General features: G+C 64.0%; 22 protein-coding genes and 2 pseudogenes. 12 read left to right on the top strand and 12 right to left on the bottom strand.

What is annotated here, in order from left to right:
* Nucleotides 1-179 precede the first annotated feature (179 nt).
* Nucleotides 180-620: a baeRF12 domain-containing protein gene (locus ACVDG8_RS24790; protein WP_447250772.1), complete on the bottom strand. Its 441-nt coding sequence runs from the start codon at nt 618-620 to the stop codon at nt 180-182.
* 427 nt (nt 621-1,047) lie between these two features.
* On the opposite strand from ACVDG8_RS24790, the gene cysG reads away from it, so the two are divergent.
* From cysG to ACVDG8_RS24825, 7 genes and pseudogenes are all read left to right on the top strand, one after another.
* Nucleotides 1,048-2,496, top strand: a complete 1,449-nt coding sequence (cysG, locus tag ACVDG8_RS24795) for a siroheme synthase CysG (protein WP_447250773.1) — start codon at nt 1,048-1,050, stop codon at nt 2,494-2,496.
* Nucleotides 2,493-2,797, top strand: a pseudogene (locus ACVDG8_RS24800) (DUF2849 domain-containing protein). Before cysG ends, ACVDG8_RS24800 begins: the two are co-directional and overlap by 4 nt.
* A gap of 99 nt (nt 2,798-2,896) precedes the next feature.
* A pseudogene (locus tag ACVDG8_RS24805) lies at nt 2,897-4,566 on the top strand (nitrite/sulfite reductase).
* On the top strand, nt 4,541-5,305 hold the full coding sequence (locus tag ACVDG8_RS24810; RefSeq protein ID WP_447250776.1) for a phosphoadenylyl-sulfate reductase: 765 nt from the start codon (nt 4,541-4,543) through the stop codon (nt 5,303-5,305). Before ACVDG8_RS24805 ends, ACVDG8_RS24810 begins: the two are co-directional and overlap by 26 nt.
* Before the next feature lie 70 nt (nt 5,306-5,375).
* A complete protein-coding gene (locus ACVDG8_RS24815) occupies nt 5,376-5,915 on the top strand; it encodes a DUF934 domain-containing protein (RefSeq protein WP_447250777.1) in 540 nt (179 codons plus the stop codon).
* 172 nt (nt 5,916-6,087) lie between these two features.
* Nucleotides 6,088-7,695, top strand: a complete 1,608-nt coding sequence (locus ACVDG8_RS24820; protein WP_447250778.1) for a GMC family oxidoreductase — start codon at nt 6,088-6,090, stop codon at nt 7,693-7,695.
* A gap of 197 nt (nt 7,696-7,892) precedes the next feature.
* Nucleotides 7,893-8,513: a DJ-1/PfpI family protein gene (locus ACVDG8_RS24825; protein WP_447250779.1), complete on the top strand. Its 621-nt coding sequence runs from the start codon at nt 7,893-7,895 to the stop codon at nt 8,511-8,513.
* A gap of 59 nt (nt 8,514-8,572) precedes the next feature.
* Here the strand turns inward: ACVDG8_RS24825 and ACVDG8_RS24830 are convergent, their stop codons facing one another.
* A complete protein-coding gene (locus ACVDG8_RS24830; protein WP_447250780.1) occupies nt 8,573-8,764 on the bottom strand; it encodes a hypothetical protein in 192 nt (63 codons plus the stop codon).
* Nucleotides 8,765-8,983: 219 nt separating this feature from the next.
* Here ACVDG8_RS24830 and grpE point away from each other — a divergent pair, with 219 nt between their 5' ends.
* Nucleotides 8,984-9,616 carry a nucleotide exchange factor GrpE gene (gene grpE / locus ACVDG8_RS24835; protein WP_447250781.1) on the top strand — a complete coding sequence of 211 codons (633 nt, stop codon included), beginning with the start codon at nt 8,984-8,986 and terminating at the stop codon, nt 9,614-9,616.
* A 92-nt stretch (nt 9,617-9,708) separates the two neighbouring features.
* Nucleotides 9,709-10,341 carry a trimeric intracellular cation channel family protein gene (locus tag ACVDG8_RS24840; RefSeq protein ID WP_447250782.1) on the top strand — a complete coding sequence of 211 codons (633 nt, stop codon included), beginning with the start codon at nt 9,709-9,711 and terminating at the stop codon, nt 10,339-10,341.
* 112 nt (nt 10,342-10,453) lie between these two features.
* Here ACVDG8_RS24840 and ACVDG8_RS24845 read toward each other — a convergent pair whose 3' ends face one another.
* The 6 genes from ACVDG8_RS24845 to ACVDG8_RS24870 form a co-directional block, all read right to left on the bottom strand.
* Entirely contained in the window at nt 10,454-11,329 is an 876-nt protein-coding gene (locus ACVDG8_RS24845) for a GNAT family N-acetyltransferase (RefSeq protein ID WP_447257076.1), read from the bottom strand.
* Nucleotides 11,330-11,615: 286 nt separating this feature from the next.
* Nucleotides 11,616-13,895: an ATP-binding protein gene (locus ACVDG8_RS24850; RefSeq protein ID WP_455707250.1), complete on the bottom strand. Its 2,280-nt coding sequence runs from the start codon at nt 13,893-13,895 to the stop codon at nt 11,616-11,618.
* A 120-nt stretch (nt 13,896-14,015) separates the two neighbouring features.
* Nucleotides 14,016-15,005 (bottom strand): acrylyl-CoA reductase (NADPH), encoded by a 990-nt coding sequence (gene acuI / locus ACVDG8_RS24855; RefSeq protein ID WP_447250784.1) that lies wholly within the window; start codon nt 15,003-15,005, stop codon nt 14,016-14,018.
* Between the two features lie 54 nt (nt 15,006-15,059).
* Nucleotides 15,060-15,542 (bottom strand): signal peptidase II, encoded by a 483-nt coding sequence (lspA, locus tag ACVDG8_RS24860; protein ID WP_447250785.1) that lies wholly within the window; start codon nt 15,540-15,542, stop codon nt 15,060-15,062.
* A 10-nt stretch (nt 15,543-15,552) separates the two neighbouring features.
* Entirely contained in the window at nt 15,553-16,410 is an 858-nt protein-coding gene (locus tag ACVDG8_RS24865) for a TrmH family RNA methyltransferase (RefSeq protein ID WP_447250786.1), read from the bottom strand.
* Nucleotides 16,397-17,488: an RsmD family RNA methyltransferase gene (locus ACVDG8_RS24870; protein ID WP_455707251.1), complete on the bottom strand. Its 1,092-nt coding sequence runs from the start codon at nt 17,486-17,488 to the stop codon at nt 16,397-16,399. Before ACVDG8_RS24870 ends, ACVDG8_RS24865 begins: the two co-directional genes overlap by 14 nt.
* Before the next feature lie 310 nt (nt 17,489-17,798).
* On the opposite strand from ACVDG8_RS24870, the gene ACVDG8_RS24875 reads away from it, so the two are divergent.
* From ACVDG8_RS24875 to ACVDG8_RS24885, 3 genes are all read left to right on the top strand, one after another.
* Nucleotides 17,799-18,506 (top strand): helix-turn-helix transcriptional regulator, encoded by a 708-nt coding sequence (locus ACVDG8_RS24875; RefSeq protein ID WP_447250788.1) that lies wholly within the window; start codon nt 17,799-17,801, stop codon nt 18,504-18,506.
* Between the two features lie 70 nt (nt 18,507-18,576).
* Nucleotides 18,577-18,957, top strand: a complete 381-nt coding sequence (locus ACVDG8_RS24880) for a VOC family protein (protein WP_447250789.1) — start codon at nt 18,577-18,579, stop codon at nt 18,955-18,957.
* The gene (locus ACVDG8_RS24885; protein WP_447250790.1) at nt 18,954-19,394 is read left to right on the top strand and encodes an EVE domain-containing protein; all 441 of its coding nucleotides are present in this window, start codon (nt 18,954-18,956) and stop codon (nt 19,392-19,394) included. Before ACVDG8_RS24880 ends, ACVDG8_RS24885 begins: the two co-directional genes overlap by 4 nt.
* On the opposite strand, the gene lhpI is transcribed toward ACVDG8_RS24885, so the two are convergent.
* The 4 genes from lhpI to sppA form a co-directional block, all read right to left on the bottom strand.
* A complete protein-coding gene (gene lhpI / locus ACVDG8_RS24890; RefSeq protein WP_447250791.1) occupies nt 19,384-20,349 on the bottom strand; it encodes a bifunctional Delta(1)-pyrroline-2-carboxylate/Delta(1)-piperideine-2-carboxylate reductase in 966 nt (321 codons plus the stop codon). The two genes, ACVDG8_RS24885 and lhpI, sit on opposite strands and share 11 nt — an antisense overlap.
* Before the next feature lie 22 nt (nt 20,350-20,371).
* Nucleotides 20,372-20,707 carry a DUF1049 domain-containing protein gene (locus ACVDG8_RS24895; RefSeq protein WP_455707252.1) on the bottom strand — a complete coding sequence of 112 codons (336 nt, stop codon included), beginning with the start codon at nt 20,705-20,707 and terminating at the stop codon, nt 20,372-20,374.
* Nucleotides 20,708-20,759: 52 nt separating this feature from the next.
* The gene (locus ACVDG8_RS24900) at nt 20,760-21,044 is read right to left on the bottom strand and encodes an integration host factor subunit beta (protein ID WP_027165368.1); all 285 of its coding nucleotides are present in this window, start codon (nt 21,042-21,044) and stop codon (nt 20,760-20,762) included.
* 75 nt (nt 21,045-21,119) lie between these two features.
* On the bottom strand, nt 21,120-22,076 hold the full coding sequence (gene sppA / locus ACVDG8_RS24905) for a signal peptide peptidase SppA (protein WP_447250793.1): 957 nt from the start codon (nt 22,074-22,076) through the stop codon (nt 21,120-21,122).
* Nucleotides 22,077-22,239: the final 163 nt, after the last annotated feature.

Here is a 22,239-nt window from a genome sequence, read left to right on the forward strand (position 1 = left end):
GGAACCCCCGAGGGGTCGCCGCCTGTTTCCCATATGGTGGGGAGAGTGGCGGGGATGCAACCACCACCGCGCAGAAATCGGCGCTGAGGCGCTGCTCACGCCGCAAAATCAGCGTTGCGCCGCCAAAGGGCCGGCTTCGAGACGAGATACGGTCGGGAAGCCGCTTTCTTTGCGCCACCTTATGCAGTTTGCAACATATTCTCGATGTCGGAAATAGTGTGGTTGGTCAGCGTCTTCGGGATTTCCGCCTGCACTTTATCGCCAACTTCCTTGTGCAATTTCTGGCGCATCTCGCCGAGCACCTGCGGCGGCGCTATCAGCACCACCGCATCGAACTCGCCGCGATGCGCGAGCTTGTACAACCGATCGGCAATGTCGACGGCGAACCGCTCCTTGCCGAGACGGTGCCAGTCGGTCTCTTCGATGGCACTGCGGGGACCCTCATTGCTTTGTCGACCCGGCTTGTCGCTGCCCTGTTCGCGGGTCGCAGGGTTCTCCTGCTCCATCTCATGAACGACCTCCAGATTCGGGAATTTGTTGTCGCCCTGGTTACGGAGAAAGAGCGCCTTTTCGCCGTCGGCCACGATGACCCAAAGTCCGTGTTTCAGCTTGATGCTCATGGCGTTCCTCCTGATGGGTTGGGTTTCCGCAGCCGGCCTTCCAAGGTGGTGGACAATGCAGAAAGGATCATGAGCCCAACGTGCCTGGAAGCCGGATTGTTCCGCGTTGCCATTGCCAGGCCGCGCTGCCGTTTGAAGGGCCGTGTGGGTCAAAAAGGATCGCGCCGGCTTTAATCTACTAACTTAGTAGAATTTAGAAAAAACTGTTTTGCGCCATTCCCTGCGAAGCGCTAAAAATTGTGACGGATCAAGGCGTACGAATCCCCTTGTCCGAATCGTCATTGCTTCATGTTAGAATATTTTTCTCCGACCTCTCGCAGTCGCGGAAAAGCGATTGCCTGCCGGCAAAGGATGCGCGAGTGCTTGCCTTCTGGTTTTGGGCCCATCCGCGTAAAACTACCAAACTGTTCCAGTATTGCTCATCGCCATGTCGCCAGCCAACGCCAAACTCAACGCCTTTCCCGTCTTCATGCGGGTCGAGGGCGAAGCTGTGGCCATCGTCGGCAACGGCGGGGAGGCGCTCGCCAAGGCGCGGCTGCTCGCGCAGTCGAGCGCCACGCTGCGCATCATCGCAGATGACGCCGATCCCGAACTCCTGAAATTCATCGCTGCTGCAAGCGCGGAGCATGTCAACGCCGCGTATGATGCAGCGCAACTCGAAGGCGCAGCTCTGGTGTTTGCCGCCAGCGGCGACGAGACGCTCGATCGGCGAGTGGCCGAAGATGCGCGCCGGCTGGGCATTCCGGTCAATGCCGTCGACCGGCCCGAGCTTTGCGACTTCTTCACGCCAGCCTTGGTCAACCGGGCCCCGGTGGCGATTGCGATCGGCACCGAAGGCGCCGGACCGGTGCTGGCGCAGATGCTGCGCGTTCGTATCGACCGGATGCTGTCGCCGTCTCTCGGCCGCCTGGCGGCGCTGGCCGCCTCGTTCCGCGCCGCCGCCGAGCGCCTGCCGAAGGGCAATCGGCGTCGTCAGTTCTGGAGCGATTTCTTCGGCGGCGCCCCGGCGAAGGCCATCGAGGTCGGTGAAATCTCCAAAGCGCATGACGCGGCGCTCGATCTTCTGGTTTCGAATGGGCCGGCTGAAGGTCGCATCGCGCTGGTCGGCGCCGGTCCGGGCGCCGAGGATTTGCTGACGCTGCGTGCGCATCGCCTGCTGATGGAAGCCGATGCGATCGTCTATGACGCGCTGGTGCCGGAGGCGATCGTCGCCATGGGCCGCCGCGATGCCGAGCGCCTGCCGGTCGGCAAACGCAAGGGCTGCCATTCCAAGAGCCAGGAAGAGATCAACGCACTGCTCGTCGAGCTCGGCCGCGCCGGCAAGCGCGTGGTGCGGCTGAAGTCGGGCGATCCGCTGGTGTTCGGCCGCGCCGGCGAGGAAATGGCGGCATTGCGCGATGCGGGCATCGCCTATGAGGTGGTTCCGGGCGTCACCGCCGCCTTCGCTGCCGCTGCCGATTTCGAACTGCCGCTGACGCTGCGCGGTGTGTCATCCTCGATGGTGTTCACCACCGGCCACGACCTCAAGGGCAATTCGCTGCCCGACTGGGCGAAGCTCGCCATCTCCGGCGCCACCGTCGCCGTCTATATGGGGCGCTCCGTCGCCGCCGAGGTCGCAGGTCGGCTGATCGAAGCCGGGCTCTCACCGGATACGGCCGTTGCCGTCGTCGAGAATGCCAGCCTCGACAACCGCCGGCGTTTCCATGGCACGCTCGCCGATTTGCCGTCGCTGGAAGCGCGCGCCGATCTCACCGGTCCGGTGATGACGATCATCGGCGATGCGGTCGCCGGCGCCAACTTTGAACAATCCGAGCCGCTCGCGGCACATAAGCATGAAGAAGCGGCCAGTGTTGTCGCCGAAGGGGTTCGTCCATGAAGGTTCTGACCGCAAACAGGCTCTCCGACGGCATTGCCGTCTGGTACGCCGATGGCGGCTGGGCGGAAACGGTCGGCCATGCCGATCTCGCTCATGACAAGGCGGCGGAGGACCGGCTGGAAGCGATCGGCGCCGCGGCTTTGGCCAACAATGAGGTGGTCGATGTCAATCTGATCGACGTCGAAATGGTCGATGGTCTGGTCGAGCCGGTGCGGCTGCGCGAAAAGATCCGCGCCGCAGGCCGACCATCCGCACCGATCTTGGCAAGCAGGCGGATCCGGAAGCGATCCGGGCGGCTTAAGATTTGAGCATGATCCCGAAAAGTGGGAACCGGTTTTCGGAGAAGATCATGCTCAAGGAAGAACTGAAGAGCGGGCGGACGCGCCCTGAAAGACGAAGCATGTACCGTTACGACGAGTTCGACCACGATTTCGTTCAGGCCCGGGTCGCCGAGTTCACCGACCAGGTGCAGCGTCGGCTGTCCGGCGAGATCACCGAGGACCAGTTCCGGCCGCTCAGGCTGATGAACGGCGTCTATCTGCAACTGCATGCCTATATGCTGCGCATCGCGGTGCCTTACGGCACGCTGAACGGCAAGCAGTTGCGCATGCTTGGCCATATCGCGCGCAAATACGACAAGGGCTACGGCCACTTCACGACGCGACAGAACATCCAGTTCAACTGGCCGGCGCTTTCCGACATCCCGGCGATTCTTGCCGATCTCGCCAGCGTCGAGATGCATGCCATCCAGACCAGCGGCAATTGCATCCGCAACGTCACCGCCGACCATTTCGCCGGCGCCGCCGCCGACGAGGTGGCTGATCCGCGCCCTTATGCGGAAATCCTGCGGCAATGGTCGTCGGTGCATCCGGAATTCTCGTTCCTGCCCAGAAAATTCAAGATCGCGGTGACCGGCGCCGAGCGCGACCGCGCCGCCATCCAGACGCATGACATCGGCCTGCATGTGAAGAAGAACGCGGCCGGCGAACTCGGCTTTGCCGTCTATGTCGGCGGCGGCCAGGGCCGCACGCCGATGGTGGCGAGGAAGATCCGCGACTTCCTACCGGAAGCCGATCTTTTGTCCTACTGCACGGCGATCCTGCGCGTTTACAACCTCTATGGCCGCCGCGACAACAAATACAAGGCGCGCATCAAGATCCTGGTCCACGAGACCGGCGTCGAGGAAATCACACGCCAGATCGAGACCGAATGGCAGGAGTTGAAGGACGCCGAGCTCAAGCTGCCCGAAGCCGACATACAGGCCATCAACGCCTATTTCGCCCCGCCGGCGCTGCCGGATCGGCCGGAAGGTGATGACTTGTTGAAGCAGGCGCGGCTCGATTCCAAGGGCTTTTCGGAATGGCTCGACCAGAATGTCGTGACGCACCGCCATCCTGACTACGCCGCGGTGACGATCTCGCTCAAGGGCATCGGCGAGGTGCCTGGCGACGCTACCGACAGCCAGATGGAAGCGGTGGCCGATATCGCCGAGACATATGCCTTCGACGAACTGCGCGTCAGCCATGAGCAGAACCTCATCCTGCCGCATGTGGCGCGCGCCGACCTCAAGGCGGTTTATGACGCGGTCGTCGATATCGGGCTGGCGACCGCCAATTCGAACCTGATCAGCGACATCATTTCGTGCCCCGGCCTCGACTATTGCGCGCTGGCCACGGCGCGCTCGATCCCGATCGCCCAGGAAATATCGCAGCGCTTCGCCTCGCTCGAGCGACAGCGCGAGATCGGCGAGTTGAAGCTGAAGATCTCTGGCTGCATCAATGCCTGCGGCCATCACCATGTCGGCCATATCGGTATTCTCGGCGTCGAGAAGAAAGGCTCCGAGCTCTATCAGGTGACGCTTGGCGGCTCGGCCGACGAGAACACCTCGGTCGGCGAGATCATCGGCCGCGGCTTCTCCTCGAAGAGATCACCGACGCCATCGAGCAGATCGTCGATACCTATCTCGGCCTTCGGCTGAACCCCAGTGAACGTTTTATCGACGCCTACCGCCGTGTCGGTCCCGCGCCGTTCAAGGAGGCGCTCTATGCTGGCGAAACCAAGGCCGCTTGACCGGACCGGCGACGTCGAAGCCGGCATCGCCGCGGAAGCGGCGGGGCTCGACGCACTGCACGGCCATCTGAAGCCGATCGAGATCATCGAGCGCGCGGCGCGCGACCTGTTCCGTGGCGAGATCGCCGCCGTGTCGTCGTTCGGCGCGGATTCGGCCGTGCTCCTGCACATGATCGCCGAGATCGACCGCTCGCTGCCGGTGATCTTCCTCGATACCGGCAAACACTTCGAGGAGACTCTCGGCTATCGCGACGCGCTGGCCGCCGATTTCGGCTTGACCGACATCCGGGTGATCAAGCCGCAAGAGGCGGCGCTCGAACGGATCGACCCGACCGGCAGATTGCATGAGACCAACACGGACGCCTGCTGCGATGTGCGCAAGGTCGAGCCGCTGGCGCGCGGCGTCGAGCCGTTCCGCGCCTGGTTCACCGGGCGCAAGCGGTTCCAGGCCTCGACCCGTGCGGCGCTTCCGGTCTTCGAAGCGGTCGGCTCGCGGATCCGCATCAATCCGCTGGCGCATTGGACGACCTCCGACCAGGCCGACTACATGCGCGCGCATGCGCTGCGTGAAAATCCGCTGGTCGCCTATGGCTATCTTTCGATCGGCTGCTTCCCGTGCACGCAGCCGGTGCAGCCGGGCGAGGATGCGCGCAGCGGCCGCTGGGCGGGCCACGCCAAGACCGAGTGCGGTATTCACCTCTCCGGCCTTGAGAAGTCGCTGACCGACGCCTCGCTTTAAGCTATGTGATATTCTGGCGTTGCCGGCCACCAACGGTGGCCGGTTCCTTTTGTGCTTTTTAGGATCTTCTATGACTGAAGCGACCAAACCGGAAACCCGCCTCTGGACGCCGAACGGTTTTCGTGAGGATGAGTGGACCCATGCCGAAAGCGCCGAGGCGCTTGCCGGCAATGGCCGCTTCATCCTGCCGCTGCAGGCTTTTCTTGGACTGGATCCGCAGACCAGGCTTTCGGCGAAAGAACGCCTCGGCGTGCTGCTGCAGCCGGGCGATGAGCTCGACAAGATCGTCGGCCTGCTCGACCAGCTGTCGCTGGTGGCGCTGGCCTTTCCGGCGTTCAATGACGGCCGCTCCTTCTCCAAGGGCGAATTGCTGCGCGCCCGCCATCATTTCACGGGCCCGGTTCGCGCCACCGGCCAGGTGCTGGTCGACCAGCTGCCGCATATGCTGCGGCTCGGCTTCGACGAGTTCGAAGTTTCCCATCCGGTGCTGTTGAAGCGGCTGGAAGAAGGCCACACAGGCGGCCTGCCGGTTTATTATCAGCCAGCGGTCGAGCCGGAGCCGAAGGGCCCGAAATATTCCTGGCGGCGCAAGCGCGCTGGACCAGAATGACGTTCGTTGAACCGTCATCCTGATCCAGTCCTTTGTTGGAGCATGATCTTCTCCGAAAACCGGTTCCCACTTTTCGGCGTCATGCTCTGACTGACGCGGCGGCATCTTTACAAGCCTCGCCGGCAGGCATTCTCTCGGCGGAACGGACGGAAACATCCGCCGGGAGGAGAGAATGCGCTACGACTATGTGATTGCCGGTGGCGGCTCCGCCGGCTCGACGCTTGCCGCAAGGCTATCCGAGGATGCATCGAAGACGGTCTGCCTGATCGAGGCCGGCGGCAACGGCAAGGATCTCCTAGTCCGCGCACCGGCCGGCATCATCGCCTTGCTGCCTGGACGGCCGAAGATCAACAACTGGGCCTTTGAGACCGTGCCGCAGGAGAGCCTCAACGGCCGCAAGGGCTATCAGCCACGCGGCAAGGCTCTCGGCGGCTCGAGCGCCATCAACGCCATGCTCTATACGCGCGGCCATCGCCGAGACTATGACGAATGGGCCGAACTCGGCTGCGAGGGTTGGTCGTGGGATGAGGTGCTGCCCTATTTCCGGCGCGCCGAGGGCAACCAGCGTGGCGCCGACGCACTGCATGGTGGCGAGGGACCGCTGAGGGTCGGCGAGCAGCAGGAGCCGCGCGCTATCTCCAAGGCCTTTGTCGAAGCCTGCGGCGAAAACCAGATTCGTCGCAACGACGATTTCAACGGGCCGGAGCAGGAGGGAGCGGGGCTCTATCAGGTGACGCAGTTCTGGGGCGAGCGCCGCAATGGCGAGCGCTGCTCCGCGGCCGCCGCCTACCTGCATCCGGCGATGAACCGCCCTAACCTGACAATCATCACCGGCGCGCACGCCACCGGGCTGGTGTTCGACGGCAAGCGCGCCACCGGTCTGCGCTACACCAAGGGCAAAAGCGAAGCCGTCGCGGAAGCCGGGCGCGAGGTGATCTTGTGCGGCGGCGCCTTCGGCTCGCCGCAGTTGCTGCTGTTGTCCGGCATCGGCCCGGCTTCCGAGCTTGCGGCGCATGGCTTACCGGTCGTCCACGAACTGCCCGGCGTCGGCAAGAACCTGCAGGACCATCTCGATTTCATCCTGGCCTGGAAGTCGAGCGAGACCGACCTGGTGGGCATCGGCCTGCGCGGCCTGCCGGCGCTGGTCCGGCATATGTTGCGTTGGCGCAAGGACGGCTCCGGCATGATTGCCACGCCCTATGCCGAGGGAGGCGCCTTCCTCAAATCCGATCCGGCGATCGACCGGCCCGATTTGCAGCTCCACTTTTGCATCGCCATCGTCGACGATCACGGCCGCAAGCTGCATATGGGCTACGGCTTTTCATGCCATGTCTGCGTGTTGAGGCCGCATTCGCGCGGCGAGGTCGGGCTGTCAAGCGCCGACCCGCTGGCGCCGCCGCGCATCGACCCGCGCTTCCTCTCCGACGGGCGCGACGCCGATCTCCTGCTCAAGGGCGTCAGGATGATGCGCGCGATATTGGAGGCGCCGGCGCTGGCCAAATATCGTCAGAAGGAAATCTACACGGCGGGGGCTTCCAGCGATGCCGAACTGATGGCGCATATCAAGGCGCGCGCCGACACGATCTATCACCCCGCCGGCACCTGCAGGATGGGCATCGACGACATGGCCGTGGTCGATCCGCGGCTCAAGGTGCGGGGGCTCGAAGGGCTGCGCGTTGTCGATGCCTCGGTCATGCCGAAATTGATCGGCGGCAACACCAACGCGCCGACAATCATGATCGCCGAAAAGGCGGCGGACATGATCCGAGCGGCGGGTTGATTTTTTTGCCCCAGTGGTCGGACCAGAAAATTTGGTTCTGTGATTGCTTTGCCATATTCGCGGGTGCTCTTGCAAAACAGAATCCATCTGGTCGGACCACCTTGCCGATTTACTCTTTCGTTTCCGGCAGCTTGCCCTTAGGATAGGCCTATTATTTCACGCCTCGAAATAAATAACCGGCAAAAGGGAGGAAAGCCATGGCAGCCAAGAAAATATTGATGCTCGTTGGCGAGTTCAGCGAAGAATACGAGATTTTCGTCTTTGAACAGGCCATGCATGCGGTCGGCCACGCGGTTCACGTCGTCTGCCCGGACAAGAAGGCCGGCGATGTGCTGAAGACCTCGCTGCATGATTTCGAGGGCCACCAGACCTATACTGAAAAGCTCGGCCACGACTACATCCTCAACAAGACCTTCGCCGAGGCGAACCCTGCCGATTACGACGCGGTCTACGCGGCGGGTGGGCGCGGGCCGGAATACATCCGCATCGACAAGCGCGTGCAGGCGCTGGTCAGGCATTTCCATGAGGCCGGCAAGCCGATCTTCACCATCTGCCATGGCGTGCAGATCCTGATCGCCGTCGACGGCGTGGTGCGCGGCCGCGAAGTCGCGGCCTTGCACTATTGCGAACCGGAAGTGACGCTTGCCGGCGGCATCTATATCGATGTGCCGCCGACCGGCGCGCATGTCGACGGCAATCTGGTTTCGGCCAAGGGCTGGCCCGGCCTTGCCGCTTTCATGCGGGAATGCCTGAAAGTGCTCGGCACTGAAATCCGCCACGGCGAGGCGTTGACGCGAGACGAGCGGCAAGCCGCATAAGCGGTTCAACTGGCCGTTTCAGGTCAAGCTCTGACCGCAGGTGAAAAACGGCCGGATGGCTACTGACGTCGTCCGCCGCCTGCCTGGGTATTGTCGAGGCGGTCGAGCAAGTCCTTGAGCTGCTTGGGTGTTTCTTTTTGCAGGCGGAATTCGGGTATCGTGCGCAAGAAGCGCTTCGTCGCCTCGGTGCCCATCTGACGCCTGATATCGGCGGCAAGATCAGCGCGCCTGTTATCGTTGTTGCCGTTCATCGTCCCAAAAATCCTGTGTCGACTTCGAAACTCTTGCAGCATGGCAATGGTTCCCCCATCTGGTCTCAAGGGCAAGCAAAGCTGGCCGATACGGTAAAATTTGAATTAATTTGGAACGATTGGCGATATTGGCCTGTCGGCGCTTAGCTCTTGATTTTTGGCCTCCAAACCTCGATATCGGGCGCAAATCCAGACCAATGCGAATGATGGGAAACGGCGATGAGCGACCAGACAAAAGACGAACGCGCGCCCGAGGAAATCGAAGCCACCCAGGCTTCCGGCGAACGTGCGGAAGGCAGCGTCGACGGCGATTATGAAGCGCTTGTGCGGCTGCTGAAGGAAAACGAGGAATTGAAGGACCGCGCGCTGCGCGCTGCTGCGGAGATGGAAAATCTGCGCCGGCGCACCGCGCGCGACGTGCATGACGCGCGCAGCTACGCGGTGGCGAATTTCGCCCGCGATATGCTGTCGGTCTCGGACAATCTGCGCCGCGCGCTGGATGCCATCCCAGCGGAGGCGAAGGCCGCGGGCGATGCCGGCTTCAAGGCGCTGATCGAAGGCGTCGATCTCACAGAACGCGCCATGCTTTCGGCGCTGGAGCGTCACGGCGTCAAGAAGCTGGCGCCGGAAGGCGAGAAGTTCGATCCGAACTTCCACCAGGCGATGTACGAAGTGCCCAACCCGGACGTTCCGGCCGGCACCGTCGTCCAGGTGGTGCAGCCCGGCTATTCGATCGGCGAGCGGGTGCTGCGTCCGGCCATGGTCGGCGTCGCCAAGGGCGGCCCGAAGGCGGCCGCCGAGGCACCGGTCGAGCCCGGGCCGGTGAACGAGCAGGCCGAGAAGGATGCGTGAGTGAATAGCGAATAGGGAGTAGTGAGTAGGGCTGATACTAATCCGCGGCTTCGTGCTATTGCCCTACTCACTATTCGCTACTCGCTCAGTTCATGAACCCCATCGACCTCCTCGACTATGCCGGTGTCGCCGTGTTTGCGGCGACCGGGGCGCTTGCTGCTTCGCGCAAGCAGCTCGACATCATAGGCTTCCTGTTCCTGGCCAGCGTCACCGGCATCGGTGGTGGCACGCTTCGCGACGTCATCCTCAACACGCCGGTGTTCTGGGTCGCCAATTCAAGCTATGTGCTGATCTGCGCGGCGGTTGCGGTGCTGGTCTTCTTCAGCGCCCACCGCGTCGAATCCCGCTGGAAATGGCTGCTCTGGCTCGACGCCATAGGACTCGCCGCCTTTTCCGTGATGGGCGCGGCCAAGGGGCTGGCCATTACCGGTTCGCCGGTTGTTTCGCTCATCACAGGCATGCTGACAGCCACCTTCGGCGGCATTCTGCGCGATCTTCTGGCCGGCGAACCGTCAGTGCTGCTGCGGCCTGAAATCTATGTCATCGCCGCACTCGCGGGTGCTGGCCTCTACACGCTTGGCGATCTTGCCGGATTGCCGCCGCTCGCGTCGGACCTTGCCGGCTTTGTCGCGGCGTTCCTGGTGCGTGGCGGCGCGCTCAAGTTCGGCTGGACGTTTCCAGCTTACAAGAGCCGGCCCGGACGGCGGCCGGAGGATATTCCTTGAGAAGAGGGAATAGCGAGTAGGGAGTAGCGAATAGGGTTAGACAGGGCGACGCCCGCGGTTTTTCTATTCGCTATTCGCTATTCGCTATTCGCTATTCGCTATTCGCTATTCGCTATGCCGCGAAACGCTGACCTTCGCCGCCATAATAGTTGACGTAGCGGGCGCCGATCTCTTTGACCGGCATGACGACGAAGACGTCGACGGTCGAGAATTCATGATCGATGACGCAGCCATCGCCGATGCGGGCGCCGACGCGCAGATAGCCCTTGACCAGCGGTGGCATCGCGGCGATCGCCGCCTTGGCATTCACCGCCTCGATCGGCATCAGATCCATCGAGCAGTAGCGGCCGGCAACGGCCCGGACATCCCAGGCGGAATCGGTACGGCAGTGATGCGCGAGATAGGTCAAAGCCTCGGCATGCGCGGCCGGCACGATGCCATGGAAGGAAGCGCAGCCGGTCATGACGCCGATGTTGTAATGGTTGATGTAAGCCCAGATGCCTTGCCAGAGCGCCTCGATGGTGCGTTTGGAGCGGTATTCCTTGAGAACGCAGGAACGGCCGAGTTCGAGGAAGCGCTGGCCGGGGTGGCGCGCGATCAGCTTGGTCAGTTCGAACTCGCCCTCGGAATAGAAGCCGCCGGCCGCCGTGGCGATCTCCTGCCGCAGCAGCCGATAGGTGCCGACGATGCGGCGATGCTCGGGGCCGGGCAGGGTGGTATCCAACACCAGAAGATGGTCGCAAAGCGGGTCGAAACGGTCGGCATCGCGCCGGTCCTGGGCCTGGAACAGGTCCTTCCTCGCGCCGAGCTCGTCATAAAATACCCGGTAGCGCACTTCCTGGGCGGCGGCGATTTCGGCCTCGTTGCGGGCAAGCCGCACTTCGAGGTTGCCGATACGGCCCAGCGGTGCACCGCTTGCGACGGCATCGGCGGTACGGGCGGCGAGCAGGGCGCCGCCAGCATTTGGCCGAGTGTCACATTCCGGCATGACTGTATGCACGAGTGATTCTCCTTCGAGCCATCCCTCTTGGCACGGGGATACGGTGTAGGTGCAACAGGATTGTGACAGTACCGTGATACGCGGGGACGGGCAATACTTCGCCGGCTGGCAATTACCCTCAACCGGCTACCTTACGGCCGCAAAACCCAGGCAATCCAAGGCATTCCGCGGTTAAAAATTTCGTTACCGCCGCGTCCAGCTGAAATCGGGACAGGCCGCCCTGCCGGTTGAGCAAGATATATCAGAAAACCGATTCCAGTTTCGGGACTGCAAACTAGGCCGCGACCTGGCCCTCGACGGCCTGTACAAGGGCATCCGGATCGAGCGGCTTGGTCACGAAGCCGCTGGCGCCGTGGGCGAGCACCGCGTGACGGGTTTTTTCCTGGCTGTCGGCCGAGAGCACCATGATCGGGATCGGCGACACGGCCATCGCTTCCTCGTGGCGACGGATGGCGGCGATGGCGTCCATCCCGTCCATGACCGGCATATGCAGGTCCATCAGCACCACGTCGAAGCGGTGCTTGAGCCCCGCCTCGGTAACGGCTTCGACCGCCGCCTTGCCGTTGCCGACGATCCTGACGCGATGCCCGGCCTTGAGAAGCGTGGCGCGGGCAAGCATGGCATTGATGTCATTGTCCTCGGCGATCAGCACAGACAGGCCCTGGTCGCGCCGACGCACGGAAGTGCCGCCGCGCGGCCGCGGCTGCGGCTTGGCAAGTGCCGGGGCATGACTGGTCAACAGCACGCGTAGCAGCGTTTCGCCGCGCACCGGCCTGGCCAGGAAGGTGGCGTAGCCATTGGCGCGGAATTCACCGAGCATGCCGCGGTCCGTCGGGGCAATCAGCGTGATGGCCTCACAATCGGCAAAGCCGCTCTCGCGCAAGCGCTTGAGCATCCGCCCATCGGCGTTCTCCAGCATGGCGTCGATCAAGAGCACATTGCAGCCTGCCGCGAACGGCGCCGCCTGGCTCGGCGTCGCGACGATCTCGACGCTGCCGCCATGGGCACGGACGGTGCGCGCGATGGCGTCGGCCTCGATCGCGTTTTTCGACACGATCACCGCGCGCCGGTCGGCAAGGATGTTGTGGCGGTGCTGCGGCGGTTCGGTAGCCTGGGTCGCCGGGATCTCGAGGACGAATTCCGAGCCTTGGCCGAGGCGGCTCGAAACCGAGATCGCGCCGCCCATGGCGGTCACCAGCCGTTTCGAGATGGCAAGACCCAAGCCCGCGCCGCCATGCACCCTGGTCGAGGTGCCGTCGGACTGCTCGAATTCCTCGAAGATACGCTCCATGTCCGCTTCGCGCAGTCCCGGCCCGCTGTCGGCGACGGTGAAGCAGATGTGGTCGGTGGTCTCGGTGCGGGCGCGCGCCACGGTGAGCAGCACGCCGCCGGCGTCGGTGAATTTGACCGCATTGCCGATGAGGTTGAGCAGCACCTGGCGCACGCGGCCGGGGTCGGCGGTGATCATCTGCGGCACGTCGGGTTCGACATGGCAGCCGAGGCCGATTTTTTTGGCGTAGGCCCTTGAAGCCAGGAGCTCGATGATGTTGTCAGCGATCTCGCGCGGCGAAGTCGGTTGCGGTTCTGGTTCGAAGCGGCCGGCCTCGATCTTGGAATAATCAAGCAAATCCTCGATGAGCGCGAGCAGCGCGCTGGCCGAGGTGGAGACGGCGCCGACATAGGTGCGCTGCTCCGGCGACAGGTCGGTGTCGGCCAGCAGTTTGGCCATGCCCATGATGCCGTTCATCGGCGTGCGGATTTCGTGGCTGACAGTGGCAAGGAAGCGCGATTTGGCCTGGCTTGCATATTCGGCCCGTTCCCGCGCGGTGATCAGCGAGGATTCAGCACTCTTGCGCGCGGTGATGTCGCGGGCGATCGCCCGGTGCGAGACGGCGCCGGTGTCCTTGTCGCGCACCGACAATTCGATCCAGGAAAACCAACGCGGGCCGTTCGGCGTGCGGATGGCGACATCGGTGGAACTCAGACATTCATGGTCGGAAAAGGCGGCGTCGGGAACGATGCCGACATCGACGCCAAGGTCGGAAAGCGTCTTGCCGGCCAGATCGCCGGGGTCGATGTCGACAAGCGAGGCAAAGACCCTATTGGCGTAGACGATGTGGCCGTCGCGGTCGCGGTGGACGACGAGGTCGCCGAGCGCGTCGATGAGGCCGCGAAAACGCTCCTCGCTCTCCTGCATCTCCCACATGCGGTCGGCGAGCGTCTCGATCTCGGCGCGGCTGCGGGCGGCCGTCTGCGCGAGCAGCGCCGTGGTGCGGCGTTCGTCGCGGCGGTCGCGCAGATACATGGCAAGGCCGGCAAGGCTCGTCGCGGCAAGACCGAAGGTGACGATGAGCGGCGCGCCGGTGAGATGAGCCAGCCCCGCCAGCACGGCAATGGCGACCACCGTCAGGAAGGGCAGGCCCTCGTGGCTTGCGATCGGCAATTCGGGGGCCAGCGGCGGCGCGACAAGCCGCAGCCGCTTCGGCGCATCGGGGCTCGGCCCGTCAGCGCCTGCGACCTTGCTGTCCTTTGTGATGTCGGAATCCGCGACCATGCGCACAGCATGTCAGACAGAAATTATGGAAGACTGGGACGGATCGTTCGAATTTTAGCGATCGCGCGGATTCCAGGTGGTTTTGCCTGCCCCGGCGCAATTCCGAATGGAAGCGCCGCGCTACATATCGACCACAACGCGGCCCCTGATCCTGCCGTCGACAATGTCGCGCGCGGCATCGAGGATGCCGTCGAAGCCGATCGTACGCGACAGGGTCGACAGTTTCTTGAGGTCGAGATCCGTGCCGATGCGACGCCATGCTTCCAGGCGAACCGCCTTCGGCGCCATCACGGAATCGATGCCGAGCAGCGAGACGCCGCGCAGGATGAAGGGGGCAACGCTCGACGGCAGGTCCATGCCGCCGGCCAGGCCGCAGGCGGCGATCGCGCCGCCATAGGAGGTCATCGACAATATGTTGGCGAGCGTGTGGCTGCCGACGGAATCGACGCCACCCGCCCAGCGCTCCTTGGCGAGTGGCTTGGCCGGCTGGCTGAGCTCTTCGCGCGAGATCACTTCGGCAGCGCCGAGGTCGATCAGATAGGGGCTTTCGGCGTTGCGGCCGGTCGAAGCGATGACATGATAGCCAAGGCTGGAGAGGATCGAGACGGCGACCGAGCCGACGCCGCCGGCGGCGCCCGTCACCACCACCGGGCCACGTTCGGGCACGATGCCGTGACGTTCCAGCGCCATGACGCAGAGCATTGCGGTGTAGCCCGCGGTGCCGACGGCCATCGCGTCATGCGCGCTCAGGCCGGCCGGCAGCGGCACCAGCCAGTCGCCCTTGACGCGGGCCTGCCCGGCATAGGCGCCGTAATGTGTTTCACCCACACCCCAGCCATTGAGGATCACCTTGTCCCCCTTGCGCCAGTCGGCGTGGGAAGACGAGATCACGGTGCCGGCGAAATCGACCCCGGGCACCAGGGGCCAGCGGCGCACCACCGGCGCCTTGCCGGTGATGGCGAGCCCGTCCTTGTAGTTCACGGTCGTCGCCTCGACGGCAACGGTGACGTCGCCTTCCATCAGATCGGCTTCGGTGAGGTCGACGACATCGACGGATTGCTTCTTGTCGGCATCGCGCGAAACAAGGATGGCCTTGAACGTATCGGACATTTTCTTCTCCTCGCTCCTGCTGCGAGCCAACTCTGCGGCGGCGGCCGCGCGGCGTCAATCTTGCGAAGGTTTCGGCGCGCGCCGCCAGCCGATCAGCTCGTCGAACACGACCAGCGCCGCTCCCACCGAAATGAAGGCGTCGGCGAGATTGAACACGGCGAAGGACCAGACCGGCGTGTGGAACAGGATGTAGTCGATGACATGACTGTAGACGGCGCGGTCGATCAGATTGCCGAGCGCGCCGCCGATGATCAGCGCAAAGCCGGTGCGGGCAACGAAATGGCCGGGCGGCGTGCGCGCGGCGAGATAGAGCACGAAGGCGACGACCAGCACGGCGATCACCACCAGCCCGGTGTCGCCAAGGGAGGCGAACATCGAGAAGGCGATGCCGGTGTTGTAGGTACGAAACAGCGCCAGGAACGGCAGCAGGTCGACCTTTTCCTGAAAGGCGAGGCCATTCTCGACCAGCTGCTTGATCCACTGGTCGAGCGCGATTGCCACGACGATCAACAGGACATAAGGGGACCAGGATTTCACTTGAGCAGCCCTATCGTAAGTCGGCGGTGTCGAGTTTCAACGCACCGCGCCGGATCTCGAACAGCATCACGCCGGTGGCGACCGCCAGGTTGAGCGAGTCGGCGCGGCCGGCCTGCGGGATCCTCAGCAGCCTGTCGCAGCTTTCGGCGAGGCTGTCGGGCAGGCCCTGCTGCTCGTTGCCCATCAGGAGCAGCACCGGGCCGCGGGAGAAATCGACCGACCTGTAGTCGACCGCGCCCTTGAGATGGGTTCCGGCGACAAGGCCGGGGAAATCGCGGCGCCAGGCAAGGAAGGCCTGTTCGGTCGCCTTGGCGACCGGCACGGCGAAGATCGAGCCCATGCTGGCGCGCACCGTTTCCAGCGAGAACGGATCGGTGGTGTCGCCGACCAGGATGACGCCCTTGGCGCCAACCGCGTCGACGGTGCGGATGACGGTGCCGAGATTGCCCGGGTCGCGCACGCGGTCGAGCGCCACCCAGACATCGCCGTCCCTGGCGCGGATATCCTTCATCGCGAGGGTCTGCTGGGCAAAGACGCCGACCACCATTTGCGGGTTCTCGCGGCGGGTGATGGCCGCCAGCACCTTTTCCGAGACTTCCAAAACCATGCCGCCGGCGGCGACGGTCCGCGCGGCGACCTTTTCGACCGCCGCATTGCCGCGTCCGGCCTTGGCGAAGACCAGGGTCTTGATCGACCAGCCGAGGTCGAGCGCGTCGATGACCAGCTTCAGGCCCTCGGCCATGAAGGCGTTCTGCTGGTCGCGGAATTTCTTCAGCGCCAGCGCCTTGATGTCCTTGACCAGCGGATTGGCGAGGCTGGTGACTTCCTTGACCTGCCCGACCGGGCGAGCGCCGTCATATGCGTTCATTACAAGCCACCCAGCGCGAGAACAGCGAGGTCGACAGCGCGCGGCCGGCGGACTTCTCGCGAATGATCAGTTCGCCGGATTCGACCGTGCCGCCCATGCCGGCGAAAGTATCGCGCATCAAGGCATGGATGGCGAAGAAGGAAGCGCGGATCGAATAGGCGGTGAGAACGACGGCCAGCGGCTTCGGCGTCAGGATCGAGCGGCAGAGATCGGTCAGACCGGGCAGGTCCTCGAACAACTGCCAGACTTCGCCCTTGGGGCCACGGCCATAGGCGGGCGGGTCGAACAGCACGATGTCGTAGCGGCTGCCGCGGCGCTCCTCGCGCTCGGCGAATTTCACCGCGTCCTCGACGATCCAGCGGATCGGCTTGTCGCCAAGGCCGGCCATCTCCTGGTTCTCGCGTGCCCAGCCGATCGCTTTCTTCGAGGCATCGACATGGGTGACCTCGGCGCCCGCCCGCGCGGCGACCAGCGAGGCGACTCCGGTATAGCCGAAAAGGTTGAGCACCTTCACCGGGCGTTTCGCGGCCGCGATCAGGCCTGCCATATGGTCCCAATGCGAAGCCTGCTCGGGAAAGACGCCGACATGGCGGAACGAGGTGAAGCGCCCAAGATAGTCGATGCCGGCATGCTTCATCGGCCAGGTTTCGCCGAGCGGCGTCTTGGGGAAGCGCCAGCGGCCGATGCCTTCCTCGTCGGTATCGCCGGTGAAGATGGCGTCGGCGCGTTCCCACTCCTTGGCGGGAAGTGCTCGCTGCCAGATCGCCTGGCCTTCGGGCCGCACGATGCGATAGGGGCCGTATTGCTCCAACTTCTCGCCGGCGCCGCTGTCGAGCAGCGCATAGTCGGCGTTGGGCGCGACTTCGAGGATCAGCGGCAGCCGCTCCGCCGGCAACAGGCCCTCGCGGCGCGCAAGCACGCGCGGCGCCGGCTTTGCCTCCTGCCGGTCCGTGGATTTGCGCTCATGTCCTTCGGCGGGCTTTGCCTGTAGTCGCGCCGGCGCAAACGCTTCGCGCGGGCGTGGCTGCTCCGTCCTGGCGGGACGATTGTCGCGGCGTTTGTCGCGAAATGATTTCAAGAAGGATCATCTCCGGCGGTTCGGCCCGCTTCTGCCACAGCTCAACCCTTCGGCGCAACAAACCTACGCCGCATGGTCCATGGGACCGTCAGCTATTTGTGACGGAGAGCAGACCGGAACAAAGCGAAATGAAGCCGAGCGCCTTGGCGGCGGTCACCGCCAACCGTGGCGGCAAGCACCGACCAGAGCAACAGAAATCCGCGCGTCTCCATGGTGGAAATAACGGATACATTCTGCGGCTGTTCCATCGGTCGGCTTGCCGGGAACCAAGTCAGAGCCGTATCGTCGATTGGTTATAAATAGAAAATCGATGTCCCGTTCCGAACGCCTGCTCGACCTGATCCAGATCCTGCGCCGCCATCGGCGGCCGGTGAGCGGACGCACGCTTGCCGTCGAGATGGGCGTATCGATCCGCACGCTTTATCGCGACATCGCGACGCTGCAGGGACAAGGCGCGCCGATCGAGGGCGAGGCGGGACTCGGCTATGTGCTGAGGCCCGGCTTCATGTTGCCGCCGCTGATGTTCACCGATGAGGAGATCGAGGCGATCGTGCTCGGCTCGCGCTGGGTGGCCAAGCAGCCGGACAGACGGCTGGCTACGGCCGCGACGGATGCGCTGGCCAAGATCGCTGCGGTGTTGCCGGACGATCTGCGCGAGGATCTCGACGCCACGACGCTGCTCGTCGGACCGGGCTCGGAGAGTGCCGAAGCGGTTGATCTCGGCGTCGTCAGGCAAGCCATTCGCGACGAGCGCAAGCTCGGCTTCCTCTATCGCGACGCGGAGGGCACGGCCTCTGAGCGCCTCGTCTGGCCATTCGCGCTCGGCTTCTTCGACAAAGTACGGGTGATGGTGGCGTGGTGCGAGATGCGTCAGGATTTCCGCCATTTCCGCGCCGATCGCATGTCGGACCTCACGGCCACCGACACCCGCTATCCGCGTCGGCGCCAGGCGATGCTGAAAGAGTGGCGGGCAACGTTCGACGCGCCTGGCCAGAACGTCGCGAAAGGCGCTTCCTGATCACTGCTGCCAGAATCTGACAGTAGGCTTGCATATGATTGCCGGAGTTCAAACACCCTGGAGATCGGATATGACCACGCCTAATTTCGTCATCCTCTATGTCGACAGCCCGCAAAAGAGCGGCGCTTTCTACGCCGCCCTGCTGGGACGCGATCCAGTCGAATCCGCACCGACCTTCGTCATGTTCGTGCTCGACAAGGGCTTCAAGCTCGGACTCTGGTCGCGCCATACGGTGGAGCCGGCGGCAGCGGCGGCGGGCGGCGGGGCCGAACTGGTGCTCGCGGTCGAGAACGCGGCCGCGGTCGACGCCACGCATGCGGATTGGGAGCGGCGCGGCCTGAAGATATTGCAGACGCCGACCGATCTGGATTTCGGCCGCACTTTTGTCGCGCTCGATCCGGACAATCATCGCCTGCGTGTCTACTGGCCGTTCGAAGGAGCACAAGGATGAGCGCCTGTTGGATCGCGGTTGCGTCGGCCGAGCATGTCCGGCGCGGCCGCCAGGGCGGCTTCATGCAGGTCAATCATGGCAAGGCGGCGCCGCTGCGCCGCATCAAGCCGGGCGACGGCATCGTCTATTACTCGCCGAGCACGGTGCTCGGTGAGAAGGATGGGCTGCAGTCTTTCACGGCGATTGGCACCGTGCGCGAAGGCGAGCCCTATCAGGGCGACATGGGCGGCGGTTTCACGCCGTTCCGGCGCGATGTCGATTGGGCAAAGGCGGAGAAAGCACCGATCAAGCCATTGCTCGAGCAACTCGACTTCACCAAGGGCAAGTCGAACTGGGGCTATCAATTGCGCTTTGGCCTGTTCGAAATCGACGAACACGATTTTCGGCTGATCGTCGAAGCGATGAGCGCTAAAATCGAAGCGGTGGCTAAACCTTGAGCGCCTTGTAGACGGCGATGCCCGCGGCGAGGTCCTCGAGCGCGGCGCCGACCGACTTGAACAGGGTGATCTCGTGGTCGTTCCGCCGGCCCTGCTTCTCGCCGCGCGCCAATTCGTGCAGGTCGGCAATGATGGCTTCCGGCTTGAGCACGCCGGAGGCCAGCGGCTGGACGATGTCGCCGGCCTCCTTGGTGGCGCCGGCGCGGGTGTCGACATAGACGCGGGCACGCGAGATCGCGTCGTCGTCGCTCTCGCGCATTTGCGGCGTGAAGCCGCCGACGAGGTCGACATGGGCGCCGGGTTTCAGCAGCGCGCCCTTGACCAGCGGCGAGGCCGAGATCGTGGCTGACGAAACGATGTCGGCTTCGGCAAGCTCGGCATCGAGATCGCCCGCGGCGCTGGCCGGAAGGCCGTCGGCGCGCAATGCCGCGGCTACCTTGTCGGCATTGGCCGGCGTGCGGTTCCAGATGCGGATGGTGCCGATCGGTCGCACCGCCGAATGCGCCTTGGCGAGGAAGGACGACAGCGCGCCGGCGCCGACGACGAGAAGACGCGAGGCGTCCTTGCGGGCGAGATAGGAGGCGGCGAGCGCCGAGGCGCAAGCGGTGCGCCACTGCGTCAGCCGCTGGCCGTCGATCAGCGCTTGCGGTTCGCCGGTGACGCCGTCGAGCAGCAGATAAAGGCCCATCACCGCCGGCTTGCCGATGGCGTTGTTGTCCGGCGACACGGTGACGATCTTGACGCCGATGTGACCGCCGGCGGACGTGCCGGCTGCGTTGAAGTCGGTCCAGGCCGGCATCAAGAGCAAGGTCGAGGCGGCGCCATCCGGCCGTTCGACGCCATGGTGGTGGCGAACCGGCTGCACCGCGCCGTCGCGGAAAGCGGCGCGCAACGTCTCGACGAGCCCTGGAAAAGTCAACGCGCGGTCGACCTCGGCGGCCGAAATGGTCAGCATGGCGGGCTCCCTGATGGCAAGATCAGTTCGTCGGCTTGGGCAGCGCCGGTCCCTTCGGCGGCGCGGCGGGCGCGCGGCTTACGGCCTGGCGCAGGTTCTCCGCCTCGAGGCCGCGCTGGCGCGCGAGCTTGCGGTAACGGCCCTGCCTCACCCAGGTGGCCAGGCTGCCGACGACCATGCCGATGGCCAAAGCCAGGAACAGGAAGATGAAAAACGGCCAGTTCAGCGTCAGAGCGGGATTGCCGGGATGGAACGGATCGAGGGTGAAGGCGACCGGGCCGCGATTGGCGACGGCGAGCGCGATCAGGATGATGGCCAGCGGCACGAAGACCACGACGAGCACGAAGCGATTGAACATCAAATCTCCATGAAGGCGAGCTGCAGCGCCGTTCAACCGTCCGGCGCGGCGCCTATTTGCCGCCGTTCAACCTTTCGCGCAACTCCTTGCCGGTCTTGAAGAACGGCACCCACTTTTCCTCGACCTCGACGGATTCGCCCGTGCGCGGATTGCGGCCGGTGCGGGCGGGGCGATTTTTCACGGAAAAAGCGCCGAAACCGCGCAATTCGACGCGGTTGCCTTCGGCAAGGGCGTCGGTGATTTCGTCAAAAATGGCGCCGACAATGTTTTCGACATCGCGCAGAAACAGATGCGGGTTGCGCGCAGCAATGATCTGCACAAGTTCGGATTTAATCATAGAACGTTCCCCGTAAACCACTTGCGGTCAATTATCAGGATGATTTTATTGCTTTTTTGGCTCGCCCCAACGGCCTCAAGGGTGCCAGACCGAAACGAGACCGTCAAGAAACAAGCGGTCGGCGCCGAGTTCATGAATGACATCGCCGCCGGCGTCGGGCAGGCCGAGCGCCTTGGCCGCCATTTTTGCCATCGACTGGGAAAACAGGAAACCGCCACGCCTGTCGGTGTCCTTCCACTCGATGACGTTGAGCTTGCCGTCCACGCCCTTGGTCGCCAGCCAGTCGATCGCCTCCTGCTCGCCGCCGACCGCGTCGACCAGGTGGTTGGCCAAACCTTGCCGGCCGGTGAAGATCGATCCGTCGGCCAGCGCCAGCGCCTGTTCATGCGTCATCTTGCGGCGATCGGCGACGATGCCGACGAACCAGTCGTAGCTGTCGAGGATCAGTTTGCGCACCATGGCGCGCTCATCGTCATTGGTCGGCGTGAAGGGCGAGGGCGAGGCTTTGAGCGGCGATGACTTCACTGCCTCCAGCTTGATGCCGAGCTTGTCCATCAGGCCGCTGACATCGGGGTACTCGATGAGCACGCCGATCGAGCCGACGATCGAGGTCTTGCGGGCAACGATGTGGTCGGCCGCGGTCGCGATCATGTAGCCGGCGGACGCGGCCAGCGTGCCGACTTCCGCCACCACTGGCTTGTCGCCGGCAACCTTGCGTACCTCTTCGAAAATCGACTCGCCGCCGACCGTGGTGCCGCCAGGCGAATCGATCGACAGGATGACGCCTTTGACCTGCGGCGATGTGCGGATCGACTCCAGCCGTTTGATCAGCTCCTCATCCTCGGTGATGGTGCCTTCGATCCTGACCTTGGCAATGTGATCGAGCGCACGGCCGGTAAACTTCCCGTCATAGATCCAGGAAGAGAAGCCGATCACCGCTGCCGCCAGGACCAGAAATGCGGCCACGCGCCAGAATGTCAGCTTGCGGCGCAAGCGGCGGCGGTCGATCAGGTCGTCGGCTCTCATTGCCATTGTCTGCCTCTTGGATCGGTGCGAAGTCCGCTTTTAAAGCAAGGCTTTGCGCGCGGCTACCGTTTCCTGAAAGGTCTAGCGCCGAGCCGCGACACTTGCGATGACCTCACGAAAAATTAACTCTGGCCGTTGGTATCTGCTATGAAGAGTTGGTCGCCTTGCC

The sequence above is a fragment of the Mesorhizobium sp. ORM8.1 genome (assembly GCF_053005525.2).

Excerpts from the sequence above, each read along its gene's own strand:
- ACVDG8_RS24790 (WP_447250772.1), bottom strand. The coding sequence starts at position 620 with ATGAGCATCAAGCTGAAACACGGACTTTGGGTCATCGTGGCCGACGGC.
- cysG (WP_447250773.1), top strand. The coding sequence starts at position 1,048 with ATGTCGCCAGCCAACGCCAAACTCAACGCCTTTCCCGTCTTCATGCGG.
- ACVDG8_RS24810 (WP_447250776.1), top strand. The coding sequence starts at position 4,541 with ATGCTGGCGAAACCAAGGCCGCTTGACCGGACCGGCGACGTCGAAGCC.
- ACVDG8_RS24815 (WP_447250777.1), top strand. The coding sequence starts at position 5,376 with ATGACTGAAGCGACCAAACCGGAAACCCGCCTCTGGACGCCGAACGGT.
- ACVDG8_RS24820 (WP_447250778.1), top strand. The coding sequence starts at position 6,088 with ATGCGCTACGACTATGTGATTGCCGGTGGCGGCTCCGCCGGCTCGACG.
- ACVDG8_RS24825 (WP_447250779.1), top strand. The coding sequence starts at position 7,893 with ATGGCAGCCAAGAAAATATTGATGCTCGTTGGCGAGTTCAGCGAAGAA.
- ACVDG8_RS24830 (WP_447250780.1), bottom strand. The coding sequence starts at position 8,764 with ATGAACGGCAACAACGATAACAGGCGCGCTGATCTTGCCGCCGATATC.
- grpE (WP_447250781.1), top strand. The coding sequence starts at position 8,984 with ATGAGCGACCAGACAAAAGACGAACGCGCGCCCGAGGAAATCGAAGCC.
- ACVDG8_RS24840 (WP_447250782.1), top strand. The coding sequence starts at position 9,709 with ATGAACCCCATCGACCTCCTCGACTATGCCGGTGTCGCCGTGTTTGCG.
- ACVDG8_RS24845 (WP_447257076.1), bottom strand. The coding sequence starts at position 11,329 with ATGCCGGAATGTGACACTCGGCCAAATGCTGGCGGCGCCCTGCTCGCC.
- ACVDG8_RS24850 (WP_455707250.1), bottom strand. The coding sequence starts at position 13,895 with ATGGTCGCGGATTCCGACATCACAAAGGACAGCAAGGTCGCAGGCGCT.
- acuI (WP_447250784.1), bottom strand. The coding sequence starts at position 15,005 with ATGTCCGATACGTTCAAGGCCATCCTTGTTTCGCGCGATGCCGACAAG.
- ACVDG8_RS24865 (WP_447250786.1), bottom strand. The coding sequence starts at position 16,410 with ATGAACGCATATGACGGCGCTCGCCCGGTCGGGCAGGTCAAGGAAGTC.
- ACVDG8_RS24875 (WP_447250788.1), top strand. The coding sequence starts at position 17,799 with ATGTCCCGTTCCGAACGCCTGCTCGACCTGATCCAGATCCTGCGCCGC.
- ACVDG8_RS24880 (WP_447250789.1), top strand. The coding sequence starts at position 18,577 with ATGACCACGCCTAATTTCGTCATCCTCTATGTCGACAGCCCGCAAAAG.
- ACVDG8_RS24885 (WP_447250790.1), top strand. The coding sequence starts at position 18,954 with ATGAGCGCCTGTTGGATCGCGGTTGCGTCGGCCGAGCATGTCCGGCGC.
- lhpI (WP_447250791.1), bottom strand. The coding sequence starts at position 20,349 with ATGCTGACCATTTCGGCCGCCGAGGTCGACCGCGCGTTGACTTTTCCA.
- ACVDG8_RS24895 (WP_455707252.1), bottom strand. The coding sequence starts at position 20,707 with ATGTTCAATCGCTTCGTGCTCGTCGTGGTCTTCGTGCCGCTGGCCATC.
- ACVDG8_RS24900 (WP_027165368.1), bottom strand. The coding sequence starts at position 21,044 with ATGATTAAATCCGAACTTGTGCAGATCATTGCTGCGCGCAACCCGCAT.
- sppA (WP_447250793.1), bottom strand. The coding sequence starts at position 22,076 with ATGGCAATGAGAGCCGACGACCTGATCGACCGCCGCCGCTTGCGCCGC.